Annotated in this window: 24 protein-coding genes and 1 tRNA gene; 6 read left to right on the top strand and 19 right to left on the bottom strand. The window is 68.0% G+C overall.

Annotated elements, in window-relative coordinates:
- Positions 1 to 74: 74 nt before the first annotated feature.
- Both IP78_RS02670 and IP78_RS02665 read right to left on the bottom strand, forming a co-directional pair.
- Positions 75 to 857, bottom strand: a complete 783-nt coding sequence (locus IP78_RS02670; RefSeq protein ID WP_054110165.1) for an SDR family oxidoreductase — start codon at positions 855 to 857, stop codon at positions 75 to 77.
- A gap of 1 nt (position 858) precedes the next feature.
- Positions 859 to 1,161, bottom strand: coding sequence for a 4a-hydroxytetrahydrobiopterin dehydratase (locus IP78_RS02665; RefSeq protein WP_054110164.1), 303 nt, complete (start codon positions 1,159 to 1,161; stop codon positions 859 to 861).
- Between the two features lie 121 nt (positions 1,162 to 1,282).
- Between IP78_RS02665 and IP78_RS02660 the strand changes: the two genes are divergently transcribed.
- The 4 genes from IP78_RS02660 to IP78_RS02645 all read left to right on the top strand — a co-directional run bounded on the left by IP78_RS02660 (position 1,283) and on the right by IP78_RS02645 (position 5,074).
- Positions 1,283 to 1,984 (top strand): Crp/Fnr family transcriptional regulator, encoded by a 702-nt coding sequence (locus tag IP78_RS02660; RefSeq protein ID WP_054110163.1) that lies wholly within the window; start codon positions 1,283 to 1,285, stop codon positions 1,982 to 1,984.
- Positions 1,985 to 2,047: 63 nt separating this feature from the next.
- Positions 2,048 to 2,812 carry a class I SAM-dependent methyltransferase gene (locus tag IP78_RS02655; RefSeq protein ID WP_054110162.1) on the top strand — a complete coding sequence of 255 codons (765 nt, stop codon included), beginning with the start codon at positions 2,048 to 2,050 and terminating at the stop codon, positions 2,810 to 2,812.
- Positions 2,800 to 4,410, top strand: a complete 1,611-nt coding sequence (ubiB, locus tag IP78_RS02650) for a 2-polyprenylphenol 6-hydroxylase (RefSeq protein ID WP_054110161.1) — start codon at positions 2,800 to 2,802, stop codon at positions 4,408 to 4,410. The genes IP78_RS02655 and ubiB overlap by 13 nt, the downstream gene beginning before the upstream one ends.
- Positions 4,411 to 4,429: 19 nt before the next feature.
- Complete coding sequence (locus IP78_RS02645; protein ID WP_054110160.1) at positions 4,430 to 5,074, top strand: hypothetical protein; 645 nt, start codon at positions 4,430 to 4,432, stop codon at positions 5,072 to 5,074.
- On the opposite strand, the gene arfB is transcribed toward IP78_RS02645, so the two are convergent.
- The 3 genes from arfB to IP78_RS02630 are packed head-to-tail and all read right to left on the bottom strand — an operon-like array spanning position 5,071 to position 6,385.
- Positions 5,071 to 5,472 carry an alternative ribosome rescue aminoacyl-tRNA hydrolase ArfB gene (arfB, locus tag IP78_RS02640; RefSeq protein ID WP_054110159.1) on the bottom strand — a complete coding sequence of 134 codons (402 nt, stop codon included), beginning with the start codon at positions 5,470 to 5,472 and terminating at the stop codon, positions 5,071 to 5,073. The genes IP78_RS02645 and arfB overlap by 4 nt on opposite strands.
- Positions 5,469 to 5,930, bottom strand: a complete 462-nt coding sequence (locus IP78_RS02635) for a YaiI/YqxD family protein (protein WP_054110158.1) — start codon at positions 5,928 to 5,930, stop codon at positions 5,469 to 5,471. Before IP78_RS02635 ends, arfB begins: the two co-directional genes overlap by 4 nt.
- Positions 5,931 to 5,953: 23 nt before the next feature.
- On the bottom strand, positions 5,954 to 6,385 hold the full coding sequence (locus IP78_RS02630; RefSeq protein ID WP_054110157.1) for a DUF488 family protein: 432 nt from the start codon (positions 6,383 to 6,385) through the stop codon (positions 5,954 to 5,956).
- Between the two features lie 105 nt (positions 6,386 to 6,490).
- Between IP78_RS02630 and IP78_RS02625 the strand changes: the two genes are divergently transcribed.
- A complete protein-coding gene (locus IP78_RS02625; RefSeq protein ID WP_054110156.1) occupies positions 6,491 to 8,155 on the top strand; it encodes an amidohydrolase in 1,665 nt (554 codons plus the stop codon).
- Positions 8,156 to 8,216: 61 nt separating this feature from the next.
- On the opposite strand, the gene IP78_RS02620 is transcribed toward IP78_RS02625, so the two are convergent.
- Both IP78_RS02620 and IP78_RS02615 read right to left on the bottom strand, forming a co-directional pair.
- Positions 8,217 to 10,862 carry a TonB-dependent receptor domain-containing protein gene (locus IP78_RS02620; protein WP_054110155.1) on the bottom strand — a complete coding sequence of 882 codons (2,646 nt, stop codon included), beginning with the start codon at positions 10,860 to 10,862 and terminating at the stop codon, positions 8,217 to 8,219.
- An 80-nt stretch (positions 10,863 to 10,942) separates the two neighbouring features.
- Positions 10,943 to 12,457 (bottom strand): hypothetical protein, encoded by a 1,515-nt coding sequence (locus IP78_RS02615; protein ID WP_054110154.1) that lies wholly within the window; start codon positions 12,455 to 12,457, stop codon positions 10,943 to 10,945.
- A gap of 292 nt (positions 12,458 to 12,749) precedes the next feature.
- Between IP78_RS02615 and IP78_RS02610 the strand changes: the two genes are divergently transcribed.
- Positions 12,750 to 12,823, top strand: a tRNA-Gly gene (locus IP78_RS02610).
- 62 nt (positions 12,824 to 12,885) lie between these two features.
- On the opposite strand, the gene IP78_RS15220 is transcribed toward IP78_RS02610, so the two are convergent.
- From IP78_RS15220 to dnaX, 12 genes are all read right to left on the bottom strand, one after another.
- Positions 12,886 to 13,023 (bottom strand): hypothetical protein, encoded by a 138-nt coding sequence (locus IP78_RS15220; protein ID WP_156320253.1) that lies wholly within the window; start codon positions 13,021 to 13,023, stop codon positions 12,886 to 12,888.
- A 59-nt stretch (positions 13,024 to 13,082) separates the two neighbouring features.
- Positions 13,083 to 14,042, bottom strand: a complete 960-nt coding sequence (locus IP78_RS02605; protein ID WP_054110153.1) for a TraB/GumN family protein — start codon at positions 14,040 to 14,042, stop codon at positions 13,083 to 13,085.
- Between the two features lie 59 nt (positions 14,043 to 14,101).
- Positions 14,102 to 14,689 carry a hypothetical protein gene (locus IP78_RS02600; RefSeq protein WP_054110152.1) on the bottom strand — a complete coding sequence of 196 codons (588 nt, stop codon included), beginning with the start codon at positions 14,687 to 14,689 and terminating at the stop codon, positions 14,102 to 14,104.
- A 2-nt stretch (positions 14,690 to 14,691) separates the two neighbouring features.
- Complete coding sequence (locus tag IP78_RS02595; protein ID WP_054110151.1) at positions 14,692 to 14,889, bottom strand: helix-turn-helix transcriptional regulator; 198 nt, start codon at positions 14,887 to 14,889, stop codon at positions 14,692 to 14,694.
- A 4-nt stretch (positions 14,890 to 14,893) separates the two neighbouring features.
- Positions 14,894 to 15,304 (bottom strand): hypothetical protein, encoded by a 411-nt coding sequence (locus IP78_RS02590; RefSeq protein WP_156320251.1) that lies wholly within the window; start codon positions 15,302 to 15,304, stop codon positions 14,894 to 14,896.
- A gap of 88 nt (positions 15,305 to 15,392) precedes the next feature.
- Positions 15,393 to 16,664: a DNA recombination protein RmuC gene (gene rmuC / locus IP78_RS02585; protein ID WP_054110176.1), complete on the bottom strand. Its 1,272-nt coding sequence runs from the start codon at positions 16,662 to 16,664 to the stop codon at positions 15,393 to 15,395.
- Between the two features lie 200 nt (positions 16,665 to 16,864).
- A complete protein-coding gene (recR, locus tag IP78_RS02580; protein ID WP_054110149.1) occupies positions 16,865 to 17,467 on the bottom strand; it encodes a recombination mediator RecR in 603 nt (200 codons plus the stop codon).
- Positions 17,468 to 17,797 (bottom strand): YbaB/EbfC family nucleoid-associated protein, encoded by a 330-nt coding sequence (locus tag IP78_RS02575; protein ID WP_054110175.1) that lies wholly within the window; start codon positions 17,795 to 17,797, stop codon positions 17,468 to 17,470.
- Positions 17,798 to 17,907: 110 nt separating this feature from the next.
- Positions 17,908 to 18,450 carry a hypothetical protein gene (locus IP78_RS02570; RefSeq protein WP_231680886.1) on the bottom strand — a complete coding sequence of 181 codons (543 nt, stop codon included), beginning with the start codon at positions 18,448 to 18,450 and terminating at the stop codon, positions 17,908 to 17,910.
- Between the two features lie 136 nt (positions 18,451 to 18,586).
- The gene (locus IP78_RS02565; RefSeq protein WP_054110148.1) at positions 18,587 to 18,835 is read right to left on the bottom strand and encodes a helix-turn-helix transcriptional regulator; all 249 of its coding nucleotides are present in this window, start codon (positions 18,833 to 18,835) and stop codon (positions 18,587 to 18,589) included.
- Between the two features lie 179 nt (positions 18,836 to 19,014).
- Complete coding sequence (locus IP78_RS02560; RefSeq protein ID WP_156320250.1) at positions 19,015 to 19,533, bottom strand: DUF2975 domain-containing protein; 519 nt, start codon at positions 19,531 to 19,533, stop codon at positions 19,015 to 19,017.
- Positions 19,534 to 19,759: 226 nt separating this feature from the next.
- Positions 19,760 to 21,156 (bottom strand): DNA polymerase III subunit gamma/tau (dnaX, locus tag IP78_RS02555; protein WP_054110173.1); only part of this gene is annotated, 1,397 nt, incomplete at its 5' end.

Here is a 21,156-nt window from a genome sequence, read left to right as displayed (position 1 = left end):
GCACCGGGCCGCTCCCACCCGTTCTCCGCCATGCTCCGACCACCCTCCCCGAACGGGGAGGGAGAGCCAGAGCCTCACTGCGCCGTCATGCCGCCGTCGATCTTGAACTCCGACCCGGTCACGAACTTCGACTCATCGGACGCCAGATAGAGCACGCAGTAGGCCACGTCGTCCGGCTCTCCAATCCGCTTCAGCGGAATGCCGCGCGCCAGCTTCTGGTGCGCCATCTCCTCGTCACCGCCGGCCATGGCGATGAAGGGGTCCAGGATCGGGGTCTTGATGAAGACCGGGTGCACCGAGTTGCAGCGCACGTTCCAGTCCTTCTTGGCGGCCTCGAGCGCGAGCGTCTTGGTGTACATCCACACCGCCGCCTTGGTGGCATTGTAGGCACCCATCCCCGGCCCGGCCGCCAGAGCCGCGATGGACGAGATATTCACAATCGAGGCCGGGGCCGCCGCCCTCAGATGCGGCATGGCGTATTTGGCCCCCAGCATCACCGACTTCAGATTGATGTCGAACTGGCGCTGCCAGTTCTTGACGGTGTCGTCCTCGACGAAGGCCAGGGGGCCACCGACCCCGGCGTTGTTGATCAACACCGACAGCGAGCCCATCGCCCCAACCGCCTGTTCGACCACCTCGGCCCAGCGCGCCTCGTCGGCGACGTCGTGCTGAAAGGCGAAGGCGGAGCCGGGCGTCTCCGCGTTGATCGACGCGGCCAGGCTTTCCGCCCGCGCCCCGTCGATGTCGGTGACGGCGACCTTGGCCCCCTCGCGCACCAGCATGCGAGCCATGGCCTCGCCCAGCCCGCCTGCGGCCCCCGTGATCAGGGCGGTCTTGCCCGCGACGCGTCCGGTCATCTCATTTCCCTCCCAGAGCTGACGCCGCCTCGTCGATGAAGCGGGCCAGCATCGCGTCCAGCTCCGTCACCCCGCCCGCGTCGTGGGTGGTCAGCAGCACCTCGACCCGGTTGTAGACGTTCGACCATTCCGGATGGTGGTCCATCGTCTCGGCCTTCAGGGCCACCCGGCTCATGAAGCCGAAGGCCGTGTTGAAGTCGGCGAACTTGATCTCGCGGCGGATGGCGGGGCGCTCGCCCGGCGCGACGGACCAGGCGGTCAGGTCGGCGACGGCGGCGGCGGGGTCGATGACGGCTCGGCTCATGCCTCCCGCCTAGACCGCCGCCCGATCCGCGACAAGCGTGCCGACATGCCGGCGATCATCGTTCGGAACGCACGGCCAAGGTTGGGCGTTTGGAAGCGTCGCCATTTCTCGGAGGCTCGACATGGACAATCTCTGGATCGCCTCGCTCGCCGACGTCGACCGTCAGCGGTTGGAGCCGCACCTCAACGAAAGGCCCTTCGCCCAGGGCCAGGTGCTCTACGATGCCGGCGAGGAGGTCGACGAGGTCTGGTTCCCCCTGACCGGCGTGGTGTCGCTCATGACCGTCCTGCCCGAGGACCGGTTGATCGAAACCGCCGCCATAGGCCGCGAGGGCCTGGTCGGCGTGACCTGTGGCCCCATGAACGGCCGCGCCTCAAGCCGCGCCATCGCCCAGATCGAGGGATCGGCCGCCTGCTGCCCCGCCGACGTCTTCTCCGATGCGCTGGGCGAGAGCGCGGACCTGCGCAACGCCCTGTCCCGCTTTACCGAGAGCCTGTTCGCCCAGGTCCAGCAGACCGCCGCCTGTAACGCCCAGCACCGCCTGGACGAACGTCTGGCGCGCTGGCTGCTGACCCTGCACGACCGCGCCGAAGGGCCTCGCTTCGACCTGACCCAGGCCGACATCGCCGGCATGCTGGGGGTGCGCCGCGCCACGGTGTCGGAGGTCGGCACCGAACTGGAGGACAAGGGGCTGATCCGGCGCGGGCGGGGCTGGGTCGAGGTGCTGGATCGCCCCGCGCTCGAGGCCCACGCCTGCGGCTGCTACTCGGCCATGCGTGGGGTGATGAAGGACTTGGGCATACCTCGGCCCAAGGCGGCGTGACACGCTGCGCCTGCGGCCACGCGGGCGGATGACGCCGGGCCTGCGACCCGCTAGACCGCCCGCATGACCGAGACCACTGCCACCTCCTCCTTCGGCTTTCGCGACGTCGATGCGCGCGAGAAGGTGCGTCTGGTGCGCGGTGTCTTTGACAGCGTGGCCTCCAGCTACGACCTGATGAACGACCTGATGAGCGGCGGCGTCCACCGGCTGTGGAAGGACGCGGCGGCCGCGAAGCTCAACCCCCGTCCGGGCGAGACCATTCTGGATGTCGCGGGCGGCACCGGCGACATGGCCCGGCGCTATTCCAAGCTCGCCCGCCGCGCCCAGGAACGCCGAGGCGGGGCCGACGCCTCGGTCATCGTGCTCGACTACAACGCTGAGATGATCCTGGCGGGCGTCCAGAAGGGCGGCGAGCCCGAGATGGTCTGGACCGTCGGCGACGCCATGAAGCTGCCCATCCCCGACGCCTCGGTCGACGCCTATTCGATCAGCTTCGGCATCCGAAACGTCGCCGACATCCCGGTGGCGCTGCGAGAGGCCCGGCGCGTGCTCAAGCCCGGCGGCCGGTTCCTGTGCCTGGAGTTCTCGCGCCCGACCGCCGAGGCGGTCCGCAAGGCCTATGACGCCTGGTCCTTCAACGCTATTCCGGCCATCGGCGAGTGGGTCGCCAAGGACCGCGACAGCTATCAGTACCTCGTCGAGAGCATCCGCCGCTTCCCCGACCAGTCCACCTTCAAGGCCATGATCGAGGAGGCGGGGTTCAAGAACGTCGCTGTCACCAACCTGTCCGGCGGGGTCGCGGCCATCCACTTCGGGTGGGCGATCTGACCCCGCAGGCTCCCAATCCGTCCTACCGCGTCGCCCCGGCCGCCCCACCGACCGAGCCGGTGCGCGATCCTCTGGGCGCCACCGTCCGGCTGATCCGCTGGGGTGGGGCGCTGGCGCGCCACGATGCCCTGATCCCGCGCGAGATCACCCATCTTCTGCCCGCCTGGTTCCGGCCCATCGCGGGGTTCGTGCATCTGTTCGCGGGCAAGGACGGGCGCAACGGCCGCCCGGGCCAGCGCCTCGGCCGCGCCTTCGAGACGCTCGGCCCCGTCGCCATCAAGCTGGGCCAGGTCATGGCCACCCGCGCCGACATCTTCGGCATCGAGTTCGCCCGCGACCTCGGCCGGCTGAAGGACAAGCTGCCGCCCTTTCCGACCGATCAGGCCCGGCTGGAGGTCGAACGCTCCATCGGCCGCACGGTCGAGGAGCTGTTCATCGACTTCGGCGACCCCATCGGCGCGGCCTCTCTGGCCCAGGCCCATCCGGCCTACCTCGCCGATGGTCGCAAGGTCGCGGTCAAGGTGCTGCGTCCGGGCGTGGAGCGTCGCGTGGCCAAGGGGCTGGACGCCATGCGCCTCGCTGCGCGCCTGGTGCATCGCTTCGTCGTCCCCGCGCGGCGGCTGGAGCCCCAGGCCTTCGTCGAGACCGTCGCCCGGTCGATGTATCTGGAACTGGACATGCGGCTGGAAGCGGCGGCGGCCTCCGAACTGCACGACGTCATGCAGAAGGCCCGTGCCGACGGTATGATGCACATGACCTCACCCAGGGTGGTCTGGGACGGGGTCGGCAAGCGGGTGCTGACGCTGGAATGGGCGCCCGGCGTGCCCATGACCGACCCGGACGCCGCGCGTCAGCCGGGGCTGGACAAGGACCAGCTGGCCGACAATGTCGTGCGCGCTTTCCTGATCCAGGCGCTGGATCACGGCGTCTTCCACGCCGACCTGCATGAGGGCAACCTGTTCTGCCAGGCCCCCGCCGACCTGACCGCCGTCGACTTCGGCATCGTCGGCCGCATCGGCCCGGCAGAGCGGCGCTACCTGGCGGAGATCCTGTGGGGCTTCCTGACCCGCGACTATGCCCGGATCGCCCGGGTCCATTTCGAGGCCGGTTATGTCCCGCCGCACCACTCAGTCGACGCCTTCGCCCAGGCGCTTCGGGCCGTCGGCGAGCCAGTCATCGGCCGGGCCGCCTCGCAGGTCTCGATGGGCCGGCTGCTGGGCCAGTTGTTCGAGATCACGGCCCTGTTCGACATGCACCTGCGGCCCGAGCTGATCCTGCTGCAGAAGACCATGGTCTCGGTCGAGGGCGTGGCGCGCCGTCTCAACCCCGACCACGACCTGTGGTCCGCCGCCCAGCCTGTCGTGGAACGCTGGATCATGCGAGAGCTGGGCCCGCGCGCGCAGGTCCGCGATGCCCTCAAGGAAGGCCTCGCCGCCGCCCGGGCCATCTCCCGCCTCGTGCAGGACCCGCCCCAGACCCAGACCGTCGTGATCGAGCGGACGAAACTCTCGCCGTGGCTGGGCGTTGGCGTGGGCGTCTCCGTCATCCTGTCGGCCGCCGCCTTGCTTCTGTCGCTTTGGCCCCGGATTCTCGGCTGACCCCCTCGAAGGACACCCGATGATCCGATCCCTCGCCCTGACCACCGCCTTGTTGGGCCTCGCCGCGCCGTCCCTGGCCCAGACTACGGCTCAGGCGGTGCCGACGGCGGGTGAGACCCGTTCGCTCGCCCCGACATCCTCGCCCGCGGTGGCGGCGACCCTGCCCAACACATTCGATGGACCGGCGCGGACACCGGCGGCTTCGGCCGGGCCGACCGCTCCGGCCACCTCGCAGGCTGGCGTGACCGATGCCGATATCGCCGAGGGCGCGCTCCGCGTCATCATCGCCGACCTCGCCCAGGGTCAGCTGGACACTGATCTGTTCACGACCGATCTCGCCAATCGCCTGCGTCCCCAGCTCACCACCCTTCAGCCCGTCGTTCGGGGCTTCGGTGAACTGGGAATGATCGAGGCCCAAGGCCTCAGCAACGGGGCAAACCAGTTCCTTGTGATCTTCGAGAACGCGGCCACCCAGTGGATCATCGGCCTGGATGGGGAAGGCCGGGTCGCGGCCCTGCTCTTCCGTCCAGCTCCGGCCGTATCGTCCGAGCCCGAAGAGGCCCCGACGACCGCTGTACCCTCTGCGCCGGCAACGGAGGGGCAGGCCCCAGGAGCGCGCCCCGGGCCCCCGTCGGCCGCATCGATCGGGGATGACGATCGCTAATCCAGATCGGGTCGGCCCCGTCCGGCCTTGATGGCGGATCGTCCCGACTTGGCCTGGAGCCGCCGCTCCTTCGACGCCCGCGTCGGACGGGTGGCGATCCGCTTGATCGGCGCCACCGAGGCCTTGCTGACCAGTTCCTGCAGCCGCTCGATGGCGTCGGCCCGGTTCCGTTCCTGGGTGCGGAATCGCACGGCGGTGATCACGATCACTCCGTCCAGCGTCAATCTCTGGCCCGCCAGCCGCATCAGCCGCTCGCGCACCGGCTCGGTCAGGCTGGGCGAGTTGAGCGCGTCGAACCGCATCTGAACCGCAGTGGCGACCTTGTTGACGTTCTGTCCGCCCGGTCCCCCGGCGCGGAAAAAGCGGAACTCCAGTTCGCTCTCGGGAATGACGGTCACGTCAAGACCCGCTTCGCCCGCACCACCGCTGTGTCCAGCGCCTGGAGGAAGGCGGAGCGGTCCTTGGGTCCAAACGGCAGCGGTCCCGACGTCGCCACCCCCATCGACCGCAGGTGTTCCCCCACCATGCGGCCGGCCAGTGCCGATCCGATCATGTCGGGTGTGAAGCTCTGTCCATTGGACTTCAGCACCTGCGCTCCGGCCTTCAGGCAGCGGTCGGCCAGGGGAATGTCCGCGGTGATGACGATGTCGCCCGGCTCCGCCCGTTCAGCGATCCAGTCGTCGGCGACATCCGGTCCGGCATCGACCACGATCTGTTCGATCCAGGGCTGGCGCTGGGTATTGATCCAGCCATTCGACACAACGAACACATGCAGCCCATAGCGCGCGGCCACCCGATAGACCTCGTCCTTCACTGGACAGGCGTCGGCGTCGATGAAGATGCGCGGCTGACCCATGACGCGACGTTTAGCGCAGCCGGTCAGAGGTTCACCACCTCCAAGCCGTCCTCGGCCGCCAATCGCTCGGCCAGCACCGCGCGGTGACACCCCGCGTGATCAGCCTCGAAGCACAGCAGCGCGACACGGCGTTCGCCGGCCAGCGCCTTCAGCCTCGCCAGCTCCACCTGGGCCTGCGGCTCGGTCAGATGGTCGGCGAAGATGGCGCGCATCTCCCCGATCCGACCCTTCCTCGCCGCGTCCCGTCCGGCCTTGGGCGTGCCGAGCGCGCGCAGATGGAGATAGTCGATCCCTTCGGCCTTCAGGCTCTCACCCAGGATCGTCTTGGAGAACCCCGCCCGCCGCGACGCCGCCACGGCGCGGACGTCGACCAGGGTCTCGACCCCCGCCGCCTTCAGCCGCCCGATGACCTCGGGCTGGGCGGCCCCCTCATATCCGATGGTGAACAGCTTCATAGGGTGAAGATGGCGCGCGACCGGCCGCCGCGCCAGCGTCGCCTTGACGTCCGGGCCGGGAGGGCCGCAACTCCGTGTCCAATCTTCGCCGCTTCCGGACCGCCCATGACTCGCGCCTTCCTCGCCGTCGCCTTCGCCGCCTTGGCCCTGCCCGCGTCCGCCCAGGACCTGCTGATCCGGGGCGGAACGATCCACACGGGCGTGGACGGCGCCGCGCCCGCCGAGATGGTCATCGCGCGCGGCGGCCGCATCGCCTACGTTGGCCCTTCGGCTGGCGCTCCGTCCACGGAAGGCCTCGAGGTCGTCGAGCTGAACGGCGCAACCCTGTTTCCCGGCTTCACCGATGGCCACGCCCACCTCGACGGCATCGGCTGGCGCGAGCTGACGCTGAACCTGGAGGGCTCCGCGTCCGTCGTCGACGCCATGAGCCGCCTGACCGCCTGGGCAGAAGCCAACCTCGAGGGCGTCATCATCGGCCGGGGCTGGATCGAGACGCGCTGGCCCGAGAGCGCCAGCGGGGCCCGCTTCCTGACCGCTGCGGACCTCGACGCGGCCGCGCCGGGACGGATCGTGCTGCTGCAACGGGCTGACGGCCATGCCACGGTCGCCTCCACAGCCGCGATGCAACAGCTGGGCATCACCGCCGAGACCCAGGCCCCCTTCGGCGGCGAAATCCTGAAGGGCCCGGATGGCCAGCCGACCGGCATGTTCATCGACGCCGCCGAACAGCTGCTGGCGCCGCTCATGCCCCAGGCCGACCCGGAGGCGACGCGCTCCGCCTATCGGGCGGGCTTTCAGGTCGAGGCCCGATATGGCTGGACCGGCATCCATTCCATGAGCGTGCCGTGGCGCGACGTGCCTCTGCTGGAGGCCATGGCGGAGGCGGGCGAGGCCCCGGTCCGGGTCTACAACAGCGTCACGCCCGACGGTGCCACCGAACTGTTCCAGACCGGTCCGCGCTCGGTCGCCGACGGCCGCGTCATCACCCGCGCGGTCAAGTTCTACGCCGACGGGGCGCTGGGCTCGCGCGGCGCGGCGCTCCACGCCCCCTACTCCGATGCGCCCGAGACCTCGGGCCTGATGCAGGTCACCCGCGAGCAGCAGGTGCCGCTCTACGAGCAGGCCCTGCGCGCGGGCATCCAGCTGGCCACCCACGCCATCGGCGACCGGGGCAACACCGAGGTGGCGGCATGGTACGCCGAGGCGCTCGGCAATGTGCCGCCGTCGGAGCGCCCGAACGGCGAGGATGTGCGCTGGCGCATCGAGCACGCCCAGATTCTGAGACCGTCCGACTATCGCTGGTTCCACGAGCTGCCGATCATCGCCTCCATGCAGCCGAGCCACGCCATCGGCGACTTCCACTTCGCTCCCGCCCGGCTCGGCGACGCGCGGCTGGACGGCGCCTATGCCTGGCACAGCCTGGTCGATCGCGGTGTGATCGTGGTTGGCGGCTCGGACGCGCCGGTCGAGCGCGGGGATCCCCTGATCGAGTTCTACGCCGCCGTGGCCCGGCGCGATCTGGAGGGCTTCCAAGGTCCGGACTGGCGGCCGCAGGAGGCCGTGGACCGGGCCACAGCGCTCAAGATGTTCACCCTGTGGCCCGCCTATGCCTCGTTTCGCGAGAATGAGCTGGGCACCATCGAGGTCGGCAAGCGCGCCGACTTCACCGCCTTCAACATCGACCTGATGACCGTGCCGGAAGCCGATATCCCGCGCGGTCGCGCCGTCCTGACCGTCGTCGACGGCGAGGTGGTGTATCGGGCGGACTGAACGAAAAACGGCCGCTCCGTTTCCGGAGCGGCCGTCAATCAGGGGAGGAAGACGTTGGAGATCAGAACCGCGCGGTCAGGCTGACCGAGGCGCTCGAACCCAGATCGTAGTTGTTGATCCGGATCTTGTTGCCGAGTTCCTGGTACTCGTCGAACTCGGTGCCGAGCAGGTTGCGCAGCTCGAGCGCGAAGCCCAGGTCGCGGCCCATCGCCGTGAAGTCCTTGCGGTAGACGAAGTCCAGGAAAACGCCCGGCTCCTGGATGTAGTCCGGCTCACGGCTGCCGCCCACGCCCGCGCCACGCGCGGTGATGCGCTCGGAGACGTAGTTGACGATCAGGGTCGCCTGCGACCGGGCGTTGTCGTCTTCCCAGCCGAACTGGGCGTTAACGACGTGCTCGGACTGGCCCTGCATGCGGCTGCCGTCGGCGATGAAGAAGGCAGCGCTTTCCGGGGCCCCGGCACCGCCCAGGGTGAAGACCCGGTCACTCGCGTCCACCTGAACCTCGGAGTCGGAGTAGGTGTAGTTGGCCTGGACCAGCCACCGCTTGTTGGCGATGAAGCTCATGCCGCTGTCGGGGAACTCGAAGTACTTCTTGGCTTCGAATTCGGCCCCGATGATGGTCGCCTGCGGCGCGTTCAGGAACGACTGCTGACGCTGGTTGCCGACGTCGACGATGATCGACTCGACCGGGTTTTCCAGGTCCTTGTAGAAGATCCCGGCCGTGATGAACTGCTGGCGGGCGAAATACCACTCCCAGCGGGCGTCAAGGTTCAGGATCTCGGTGTCGATCAGGAACGGGTTGCCGATGAAGGTCCGGTCCGAATCGGGGTCGGTGTAGGACTGGGGTGCCAGTTCGCGGAACTGGGGCCGGCCGATGGTTTGCGAGGCCGCCAGACGCAGCTGCATGTCCTCGGCGAAGTTCCACGTCACCGTGGCGGCCGGCAGCCAGTACTGCTCCTCGATGCCCGTGCCCGCGAAGGGCGCGGCCCCGCCGAACAGATCGCGCGGCGAGACCGACTGCTCGCCGTCCTCGTAGCGGACGCCGACGGTCAGATTGACCAAGGGGATGATCTCGGCCTCGACCTGGCCGTAGACGGCGTTGACCGTCAGCTCGGCGTCGTAGGCCGCTGCGCCGTTCGAACCCGTGATTTCCTCGATCTGCAGGGTCGTGCCGTTGATGTTGAAGTCCGAAAACAGGAAGTCGACGCGCGATTCCCGCTGGTCGTCCGTCAAACCGCCCGGCGAGATGAAGCGCAGGTCGCGGCGCTCGGAATCGCGGGTGTTGTCGAAGTGGGCCAGGCCGAGGCTGAACACCGCCTCGCGGAAGTCCGAAAGGGCCAGGGTGTAGCGGAAGTCCGCGCCAGCCGAGAAAACGTCGTCCTGAAGTTCGCTGAAGGAGATCAGGTTGCGGTTGATGTCGTGGACGAAGTCTCCGGCCCCGTTCACGCCATAGCCGAACCGGGTCTCGTAGGGCGCGTCGCGCGACGTGGTGGCATAGGCCGCCCGCCAGTCGATCTCGAAGTTGCCGTCAGCGAAGTCGTGCTCGCCGGCCAGCTGTGTCGTGAACAGCTCGCGGACGAAGTATTCGGTGAAGTCGTCGCGGATGACCGAGCCGCCGGCGTCGAAGTCGGGGCCGGCCTGGCTGCGGGCCTCCTTGGTCGTGTTGCGGACGTAGAAGTTGGTCCAGGTCACCTCGTGGTCGAGGTTCGACAGCGACAGGGCACCCAGGAAGTTCAGCTGGACGTCGGTCTGGGTCGAGGCGAAGGCCTTGGACGTCGAGACGACCAGGTTCGAGCCCGAGAACTGGCCCTCTTCCTGGAAGCCCTGACGGGTCTGGCTGCTGTAGTCATAACCGGCCACCGCCAGCACGCCGAGCGTGCCGATCGGCGTCTCGTGCGAGAAGCCGCCTGAGGCCTCCAGGCTGCCGTCGATCGGGATCTCCTCGCGCTGGAGCAGTCGCAGCGGCGCATTCTCAAGCGACTGGCCGATCTGGCGCAGCTGGGTCGCCGTATAGTTCGGGCCCGCCTGGATGCGGTTACCGGTAGAGAAGGCCAGAGCCAGCGGGCCCGGCACGTCCCGGGTGCCGTCGTCGAAGCCGAGGAAGTCGGTGCGGCTGCCGTAGTAGATCAGGCCTTCCTGGGCCGTCGTCTCGGTGTCGTAGCCGATGCCGACCTTGAAATCGAAGAAGGGCTCGTTGGGCGCATCGATCGTCCGCAGGTCGATCACGCCGCCGCCGAACTCGCCCGGATAGTTGACCGAATAGGTCTTCTGGACCGTCACGCCCTCCAGGATGCCGGAAGGGAAGAGGTCGAGCGGAACGACGCGCTGCAGCGGCTCGGGGCTGGGAAGCGGGGAGCCGTTCAGCAGGGCCGATGAATAGCGCTCGCCGAGGCCGCGGACGTAAACGAAGCGACCTTCGACAACCGACAGGCCGGTGACGCGGGTCAGGGCCGCGGCCGCGCTGGAATCGCCGGTCCGCTGGAGGTCTTCGGCCGTCAGAAAGGCGGCGACCTCGGGGCTCTCGCGGTTGGGTTCGGGAATGTAGCGACCGAGAACGACGATCTCGTCGACCTGGGTGGCGTCGTCTTGCGCCTGTTCAGCCGGGGTCTGCTCGACCGGAGCCGTCTGGGCGTGGGCCAGACCGGGCGCGATCAGCGCGCTGGTGGCCAGGAGGACCCCTGTCAGGGTCAGGGAGAATGTCTTCATGATCTGCGCGCCTTGAAGGGGTTCAACGGAAAGCGGGAAAGGCGGCGGCGGCCCAAAGGACCGCCGCCTCGCTTCCGTCATCAGCAGGTCGTGCCGCCCGACAGACCGCAGGTCCAGCCGGCGTACCAGGTGTCGGCAGCGTTCTGGACGGCACCGATATAGGTCGTGGCCGTGAAGAAGCTGTAGACCGCCGGAGCGTTGACCGGGGTCACGGCGGTTTCGTTCGCGCCGTTGATGAAGGTCAGGACCTGGTTGGTCAGGGTCGTGCCCGAGGTCGGGGCCGTCATCGTGTTGGTGCCAGCGGCGGTGTTGCCGACGCTCGGAGCCGTCGTGAAGACCGCCGTGGAGCGGGCCACATTGTTCGAACGGTAGGACACCGGGCAGGACATGAAGACCGACCGGAAGTTGACGCCAGCGGTCTGGGTATCAGCGTCGGCGATGTCGAGGCAGCCCGCGAGCGAGCCGGTCGGTGAGGTGAAGACCGAGTTGATCACCGTCGCGGCCGAGCCCGTGTCGAAGTGGGCGACCGTGTGGTTGGTGTTGCTGGTGTTGCGGCCAACCAGGGTCCAGTTGGCGATCTGCGGACGCGAGTTATAGCGCGAGGCCAGGGGGGTCGCGGCCGGAGCGGCCGAGAACTCGAAGCCGGCCGAGCGGCTGGTCGACGTCGGCGGACGCTGGGTCACGATGCCGAACTGGGCACCCCCACGCCAGCCGGTGTCGGTGTCGAAGCCGTCGTCGTCGGCGCCGGTGATGACGATGCGGCGCAGGTTGACGTTGCCACCGAAGATTTCAATGCCGTCGTCCGAGGAGTTGTGGACCTGGACGAACTCGACCGTGGTGCCCGAGCCGACGCCACCCATGGTCAGGCCCTGCAGTTCGTTGCCAGTCGAGATCTCGAAGCCCGAGAACTTGATCTGGACGTAGCGGACGCGGCCCGAGTTGTCGGTCGGGGTGTTGCCACCATAGAAGGCCGAGGTGCCTTCGACCTGGCCGGTGCAGGTGACCGGAGCGGTCAGCTGGCAGTTGGCCTGCGGCGCGCGGCCAGCGATGACCAGGCCGCCCCATTGGCCCTGGGATTCCAGCGTCGTCGTGCCTTCGACGTTCTGGCGGCTGGTGAAGATGATCGGGTTGGTCGCGGTGCCTTCGGCGAAGATCTGCGAGCCGCGGTTGATGATCAGGTAGTCCGAACCGCCCGAGGCGAAGATGCGAACGCCCGGCTCGATCGTCAGGATGCCCTGCTGGCCGGTGGTGGAGGCCGGGTCGATGCCGCGGTCGGTGCCGACCTGGGTCCGGCCGGAGATCGCATAGATGGTGCCCGCGCGGTTCGCCAGGGTCAGGTTGCCGATGATGTCAGCCGGCAGCTGGCAGGCACGCAGGGTGCCGTTGGCGACCAGGCCAACATTGGCCAGGCCAGCGGGGCAGTCGGCGGCAGGCGTACCCGGCGGCGGCGTGGTCGGCCCCGTGCCACCACCCGTGCCGCCACCCGTGCCCGTGCCGAAATCGCCTTCGCCCGGCGAAGCCACCTCGGCGGAGCCACACGCGGCCAGCGCCATCACGGCCGCACCGGCCAGCAGAACCTTGGTCAGTCGAAGCATCGGGGATCCCCTCGCGTTGAAATGTTCGGATCGCCACTCGCGTCCGAACGACGCAGTCCCAGCAACCCCGCGCCGCCTTTAGGACGTGAGTGCAATGCTCCCGTGACAGAAAATCTGCAGTTTGTTACAGTTGTTCAGGAAACGGATCAGTCTTCGCTCGGCTGTAAGAAATGAATACTTGCGATGAATTTGAGACAGTTTATCCGAACCCGGATTGTGATGCAGCCTGACGCCAGTCCGGCAATCTGCGCTTGAGGCTTGCGCCGGTTCCGCTAGTTTGGGCGGCGGCTCCGCGGGCGTGATGTAGTGGTAGCCTGAAAGCTTCCCAAGCTTTTCGTGCGGGTTCGATTCCCGCCGCCCGCTCCAGCACTCGGCCCGGCCGAAAACGCCGCCCCGCAAGGGGCGGCGTTGGTCTTCGACGGTGTGATCTAGGAGCGCCTGCGGCTCAGCAGATCGCCACAGGACCCGGCCGTCGTGGCGACGCCGATGGCCGCCCAGAAAATGGCTTCACCCCAGTTCTGGAACCACAGATGGAACCCGACCACGGCCACCCAGATCAGCGCCATGATGAGGGTCGCACCCGCTAACCCAGGACGCCCGGCGGGACCGTCCGCAGAGGGTCGAGTCACTGCCGCGTGACCGTGACGCCACGGTCCTCCAGAATCTGCTGGACGCTATCGTCGCCAGCAAGGTGGGCGCTGCCGACCGCGATGAAGGTCGTGCCCGAACCGGCCAGAAGGGTCTGGATCTGGTCGGCCCAGTCGACGTTACGACGGACCAGAAGGGCCTCATGAATCTCGGGCGACACGGTGCGCATCTCCTCGACGGCCAGACGGTTGATGCCTTCGACGTCACCCTGGGCCCAGGCATCCACCAGAGCGTCGAGGTCCGTTGTGGCATCATCAAAGGATTGCAGCGTCAGCCGCAGGAAGGCGAGCTGGGTCTCTTCAGACAGGGTGGCCAGGATGCGCACCTGCTGGTCGATGGTCTCGAGACCCGAGACCGGCTTGCCGGCCGCCTGGGCGCGCGCCTTCAGGACCACCTCGACGCCTGATTGGGGATCATAGCCGGCCCGGATGACCGGCGCGACGGCCAGCTGCAGGCTGGCGATCCAGGGACGCAGGGAATCCAGCTGGGCCGCGCTGGCCCCCAGGGTCTGGGCCGCCGCATCAAGATCCGCGAGCTCCTGGGGCGTCAGCAGGCTGGAGAGCGGGCGATCCGGCGACACTCCGTACTGCTGGATCAGGGGCAGAAGTGCAGCCTGATCATCGGGGTTGGATATCTCGAAGATCACATTCTGACTGGACTCAAAGGCGGCATCGACCTTGGCCGATCCCCAGGCCGTGGTCGGGCGCAACACATGGATGGTCCCGAACAGATAGATGGTCGAATCGTCGTCGCTGACGACCCACAGAGCCGGACCCTCCCCCTGCGCCTGGGGCACAGAGGCGGGAGCGACCTGGGCGAAGGCGTCGGCGGGGGCCGAAGCCAGCAGGGACACGGTCAGGCCGAGACCCAGGGCGGCGCCGGCGGCCGAGCGGCCGATGCGGGCGACGGAGGACTTGAGCTTTGAGACGAGTTTCATCGTTCCGATCCTTTCGATCAGTTGGGCAGGCGTTGAAGTCAGGAGGAAGGCGAGAAGCGTCAGGTGATCCCGCGCCGCGCCGAGGCGACGATCGAGGACAGCAGATAGACCGCCATGAGGATGCCCACGAGGGCCCAGCCACTGATGGTGTCGACCAACCCCAGGCGCTCTGCGGCGGCGTAGAGGAACAGCGCGGTCTGCAGGGCCCAGAAGGCGATGGCGGAGGTCTCGGCCATGACCTGGCGCAGCATCTCGTCCGCCCGACGCCATAGCATCACGTTGGCCACCGTCTGGATGGCCAGCAGGACCGCGATACCGCCAAAGACCATGTCCGGAGCCAGCGATGCGGGGGCGTACATGGGCAGGAGGAACATGGCCCCGGCCAGCAGGAAGACCACGATCTGGAGAATCCCGCAGCCCTTGGGCATCGTGGAGGGACGCGTGGCCATGACAACGGCGCTCATCAGGCCGACGGCGATCAGGGCCACGGCCATGGCCGTGGCCAGCACGTCAGGCCACGGGGCACCGTCGGACTCGAAGTAGCGAGCCATGCCATAGCCGGTCAGGGCACCGGCGCCGCCCAGGACGACAGCCATGCCGATCTTCATGATCAGCGATTGGGGACGATCTTGAACTTCAGACATCATGATCAGGCTCCAGTGTCCGAGAAGATGGATTCGATGGGTTGGTCGAAGACGCGGGCGATCTTGAAAGCCAAAGGCAGGGAGGGGTCGTAGCGCCCCGTCTCCAGAGCGTTGACCGTCTGGCGCGAGACGCCGAGCGCGGCGGCCAGATCGGCCTGGCTCCAGTTGCGTTCCGCGCGAAGGACCTTGAGGCGGTTGTTCATGGGATTATCGACGCTGAAGCCACCAAAAGGCCCAGGCGATGCCGTAGCCCGCAGTCTGTCCCAGCGCCAGAATTCCGGCACCGCCCAGTAGCAGGTCCTTCGGCTCGGCCGTCAGCGCGCCCGGCGTGGCGTAGGCAAGAGTGAACAAGGCCACGCTGCCGATGGCGAGGCCGAAGGTCGAACCCCACCACCAGGCCCATTTGTGGGCTTCCTGCGCCGCCTCATCCAGCGAGCGCCACCAGCCAGCGCAGACCCAGAGACCTGCGGCCATGGCAAGACCAACGGAGCCGGCCACAATCAGGGGACCCGCGCCAGCCGTCTCGCCAAAGGCGGCCGAGACGCCGCCGGCGATGCCGCCCGCGATCAGGCAGACCGCCATCAGAAGGCCGTAACGGGCCAGGGGACGTTCCGACACTCTCGCCTCCATCGTCGTCATGACAAGCACCCATGTCTGTTTGACAAGGGTGTTTTACACTGCCTTGCGGCGTTGTCAAGTGACCTTGTCAGCGGTCGGGAGAAACTTCAAGAGCGGGCGTCTGGGCCGCGCCATCCCCCCTTGTTCGGGTCGCGTCCGACAGCAGTTCGGGGCGGTTGATCGCCCGAGGCGCGGCGTCGACGGGAGCCATCACCGGCAGTTCCTTGCCTTCGTGATCGACCTGCAGATCCTCAAAGCGGCGCGCCGAGACCATGACCTGGGTTTCCAGCGAGCCGACGAAGGCGTTGTACCTGCCGACCGCCTGCTCCAGCGCGCGACCGACACCGAAGACGTGGCCACCCATCACCGAAAGGCGCTTGTAGAGCTCCTTGCCAAGCTTGGCGACCTCGTCGGCGTTTCGGGACTGTTCCTCGGCGCGCCAGCCATAGGCGACCGCCTTGCAGATGGCGAACAGGGTGGTCGGGGTGGCGATCAGGACGCGGGAAGCCATGGCCTGGGACAGCAGGTCCGGTTCGTGATCCAGGGCCGCAGCGAGGAAGGACTCGCCCGGCACGAACATGACGACGACATCGGGGCTGGGCTTGAACTGGTCCTGATAGGCCTTGGCTGACAGCTGGCGGACATGGGTCTTCATGCTGGCGGCGGTGCGCAAGGCGACGGCCCGGGCCTGGGCCTCCTCGTCGCCGTCGGCTGGGTCCGGCAGGGCCAGCGGCACCTTGGCGTCGATCACGAACATGCCGCCACCCGGCATGCGAACGATGAAGTCCGGCCGCTGCTGCGCACCCGTCTCGTCGGCCGCCGAGGTCTGCTCGGTGAAGTCGAATCGGCCCGCCATGCCGGCGGCCTCCAGCACGTTCCGGCAGGTCTGCTCTCCCCAGCGACCGCGACGACCGGTATTGCCGCGCAGAGCTTCCGTCAGCTTGCGCGCCTCGTCGCGCGTGGCCGATGACGCGATCATCAGGGCAGATAGCTGTTCCTTCAGCGTGCCCGTCTCCTCGGCGCGGGCCTTGTCGAGCGCGGTGACCCTTTCCTCGAACGCCTTGAGCGTCTCGGCCACGGGCTTGAGCTGGGCCTCGAGCCTTTCACGGGCGACGCGGTCCTGGGCCTGGAAGGTTTCCGTGGCGCGGGTGACCATCTGATCGGCCACGGCCTGGGCCGACTGGGCGGCCTGGGCCTTGAGGAACTCGGCCATGGTCGCGCGACTGTCCTCCAGCAGGGACAGCTTTTCCTCGGCCAGAGCGATCTGGCCCTTCGCCGTGCGCCAGGCGAGGAAGGCCCAGATGAAGGCGAGGGCGAAGCCGACGGCGAGAGCGGCAAGGATCAGGGTCGAGGCGTTCATGATCCGTTCGATAGCCGGAGTCGGGGCCAGGAGCGAGATGGCGAGCGACGGCCGCAAAACAGCGTGCGAATAGTCTGAAACGTCTGAAATCGGCAGGAGCGACGGCGCGGGTGAAAGATCATGCCGCCAGTGTGGGTGATCGATACGTCAGAAGCGGACGCAGGCTTCGTCCATGCAAGAATGAGACACCGCGGGGCGGGTCACGCCGGCCGGCGCGCTCGAAGGGCCTGGACGATGGTGCCGTCGTCCAGCCAGTCGAGATCGCCGCCGACAGGGACGCCTCGGGCGAGAGAGGTGATCTCCAGACCATCACCGGCGATCCGGTCGGCGAGATAGTGGGCGGTGGTCTGGCCGTCGACGGTGGCGGGAAGCGCCAGAACGAGCTCGCGCACGCCGCCTCCCCTCACCCGGCCGACCAGTTCGGAGACGCGGAGCGCTTCAGGCCCCACGCCGTCGAGCGCGGACAGCAGTCCGCCCAGCACATGATACTTGCCGCGAAAGGCGCCCGACCGCTCCATGGCCCAGAGCGCGCCAGCCTCTTCGACCACGCAGATCAGGCCGTTGTCACGCGAGGGGTCCGAGCAGATGGCGCAGGGGTCGCGGGTGTCGGGCGTGCCGCACACCGAGCAGGAGACGACCTTCTCCGCGGTTTCGGCCAGGGCGGCGGCGAGGGGGACCAGCAGCTGCTCACGCTTTTTCAGCAGGGCCAGGGCCGCGCGCCGGGCCGAGCGGGGGCCCAGCCCCGGCAGCTTGGCCAGGAGACCGATCAGTCGCTCGATCTCGGGTCCGGCGGAGGCGGCCAATCAGAACAGCTTGGGCATGCCGGGGATGTTGAGCCCCGCCATGGGCCCGGCGGCCTCGCGCATCAGCTCGGCGTTGACGGCGTCGAGCTTTCGCTTGGCGTCGGCGTGGGCAGCGACGATCAGATCCGCCAGGATCTCGCCCTCGCCGGGGACCATCAGGCTGTCGTCGATCCGGACCGCCGTGATCTCGCCCGGGCCTTTCAGCGCCACGGTCACCATGCCGCCGCCCGAGGTGCCCTCGGCGGTGGTTTCGGCCATCTTCGCCTGGGCGTCCTGCAGCTTCTGCTGCATCGCCTGGGCCTGCTGCATCAGGGCGCTGAGATCTTTCATGAGCGCTAGATAGGCGCGGGCAGGCGGTGGGAACAAGGGCGATCTCGCCTTTGCCCGCGACACGCCCATCCAGGAGCGGGCCAGACGGACCGGCCTTCACTGACCACGAATTATGGCCGGGAGCACCGTCTCTGCTGGGCGATGCCCTTCAGGAAACCGCGTCGAACCAGACCCGCGCGAATAGCCGCCTGGACCGCGCGGTCCTGGGCGGCTGCGCCGGACAGTCGGCGCACCCAGCTTCGCAGCGGGATGAAGTCAGTGGCCGTGCTGCGCACCACGTCCAGAGCCGCGCCCCCCGCCTGCTCGCCGGTGCCCTGTTCCGGCTCGGGTTGGTCGACGTCGGGTCCCAGGGCCTCATCCAGTTCCTCGATCTGGGCCAAGACCGCGCGACACTGCCGGAGACCCTGGGTGTCATAAGGCGCGCGCCGGGCGGCGATGAGAACCTCGGGCACCTCCTGTCGGCGAAGGTTCAGGTCATCCAGCGGCGCCGTCGCCGCCGCGCCAACGCCCTCACGGAATGTCGCCGCGCCCTGATCCGCCTGGGCGCGGTTGAGTTCGATGTTGGGCAGGCCCATGCCCGAGGCGCAGCCGCCCAGTGTCACCGCACCGGCAAGAAGGGTCACTGGCAGAATGCCACACGTCATCACCCTCATTTCAATCCTCCCACATCGATCAGGCCCGCAGGCATATCGACCAGCGAAGCCGGTGTCAGGGTCTGGCCGACTCCGTCGCCGGGAAACGCACCGGAGACCCGCGCGGTCCTGGCCACTCGTCAGGGGATAAACCCTCTCAGCCTGATCCGTCATCGGGAGGCGAAGCGGCCCGTCGACCCTCGGCGGGTTCGACATCGATCAGATCACCCGGCCGGCAGTCCAGCGCGTGACAGAGCTTCTCGAGGGTCTCGAACCGTACGCCCTTCACCTTGCCGGACCGCAAAAGCGACAGGTTCGTCTCGCTGATCCCGATTTCCTGGGCAAGGTCGCGGGCCTTCATCTTGCGACGGGCGAGCATGACATCAAGCGTGACTATGATTGCCATGAGTCAGGCCAACGGATGGATGTCCAGCTGAACGTCGGAAAGCCGCGCGCATGGTCTTCCGAGCAGATTGCGGGGGGGCTCGGCGGTCTGGCAGACGAAGCGTCCGAAGGGCCGACCCGGGGTGGCAGACCCAGGGCGGTTATGGCGCTCGCGAGGATCGTGATGATGAGCGGCATCGGTCAAACCATCTGATCGTTATCCGCCTTGATATCGGCGGCGAGCTCAAAGGTTCTGCCAAACAGACGAATGGCGAGCCCCACCAGGGCCAGCACGACAGCGCTGTAGTTGAAACCGACGGTCTCGACCGGGATACCGGCCGCTCGACCGATCGTGGGCGAGATGATCAACGCCGCCGCCGCGCTCGCGATCAACCAGTCCCCGGCCCGGGTGAGGCGCCGTCCATTCGAGGGGATGAAGATCTGGCCATCCGCAAACTGAACGAACAGCCGGCGCAGCGTATAGACCGCAATCAGGGCGAAGATCACCGGCAGGGCTTCGACGACCACATCGCTGAACGCGGCCACGGAAGCCAGAGCGTCACGCTCGGCGCTGACAAGCGCTGCGCCCAATCGCTTGAGCGGCACGTAGGACATGGCCGCGAACAGCCAGAATGCCGTCACCCAATAGGTCCAGCTCAAGATGCGAGCCAGATTGCGGCTTTGCGTTTCGATCCTTGCGGTGGCCACTGCATCCCCCATGTCGATGTCGCCTCGGAACAATAAGATTACGTCTTACATAAATTTTTTTACGATCTAGTCAAGAGCGACCCAGGCTGAAGCGCGCAGAGGCGACAGGCCTCCGACGCGGGCGTAGCGGCGATCCGCGGAGGTCATTGCCGCACCGCGCTCTGTCACACGGAAACATGGCTGCCCGGCCGTCTGGTCGTGACGATGGAAGCGAGGAGAGACGAGGGGGTGTCCCTCGCTAGTCTTCTTCCCCCACCTCGTCGGGGATGACGGGCAACTCCACCACTGGGGCCAGGGTCTTGATTTCGCCCAGCGTCGCGCCCGGGAACGCAGCCATGATGGACTGGACGAAGGGATCGGCCTCGACCTCGGCGCGGAGCGAGGCGGCGGCCTTCTTTTCCTGTTCGATCAGGGTCTCGCCGCCACCCTGGCCGTTGGCGACGACGAACCACTGGCGGCCAGTCCAGTCCTTCAGGCGGCCAGCCAGCCGGGTGGCGAGGTTGGCGGGGGCACCAGGCGCGGGCTCGAAAGTCAGCTGGCCGGGCTTGAAGGCGACCGGGCGGACGTAGCGCTGGACGTCCATCTGCAGTGCAATCTCGCGCTTCTCGCCGATCAGGGCGACGACGGCCTCGAAGCTCTGGGGGTCGGGAAGGCTGGGCTGGGCCGACGGGCGGGCGGCCAGCTGGGCGGATGCACCACCGCCTCCCCCACCCCCGCCGCGCGACGGGCCGCCGGGGCCGCCGGACAGAGGCTCGCCGGATTGCAGTTTCTTCAGCGCCTCCTCTGGCCCCGGCAGGTCGGCGGCGTAGGCCAGGCGGACGATGGCCATCTCCACCGCGTCGGCGGGGCTGGGCGCGCGGCGGACCTCGTCCAGCGCCTTCAGCAGCATCGACCAGGTGCGCGACAGGGTCCCGGCCGAGACCACCGAGCCGAGCGCGGCCAGACGCTGGGCCTGGTCGTTGGGCAGGCGGGTGGCGTTGGGGCCCAGCATCTTGGCAACCGAGGCCGCGTGGCAGTGTTCCAAGAGGTCGTTGGTCACCTGCACCGGGTCTGCACCATAGCCGTAGAGGGTACGGAACGTCTCCAGCGCCTCGGGCGTGCGTCCGGCCATGAGCTGTTCGAACAGCTGAATGGTCTGGCTGCGGTCGGCGAGGCCCAGCATGTCGCGCACCAGATCGGTGCGGACCGGCTCGCCGCGTTCGCCCTGGACGAGGGCCTGATCCAGCAGGGAGAGACCATCGCGGACCGAGCCCTCGGCGGCGCGGGCGATGAGGGCCAACGCATCGGCCTCGACCTTCATGCCCTCCTTGTCGGCGACACGGGCCAGGTGCTCGACCAGGACCTCCGGCTCGACGCGGCGCAGGTCGAAGCGCTGGCAGCGGCTGAGGATCGTCACCGGGACCTTGCGGATCTCGGTGGTGGCGAAGATGAACTTGGCGTGGGGCGGGGGCTCTTCAAGCGTCTTGAGCAGGGCGTTGAAGGCCTGGTTGGACAGCATGTGCACTTCGTCGAGCACATAGACCTTGTAGCGGGCCTCGACGGGCGCGTAGCGGACGCTTTCGAGAATATCGCGGATGTCGTTGACGCCGGTGTGGCTGGCGGCGTCCATCTCCATGACGTCCATGTGCTGGCCCG

Source organism: Brevundimonas sp. AAP58 (assembly GCF_001295975.1).
Classification (GTDB): Bacteria; Pseudomonadota; Alphaproteobacteria; order Caulobacterales; family Caulobacteraceae; genus Brevundimonas.
The sequence above is the reverse complement of the archived record's forward strand: the minus strand, read 5'-3'. Positions and strand labels throughout refer to the sequence as shown.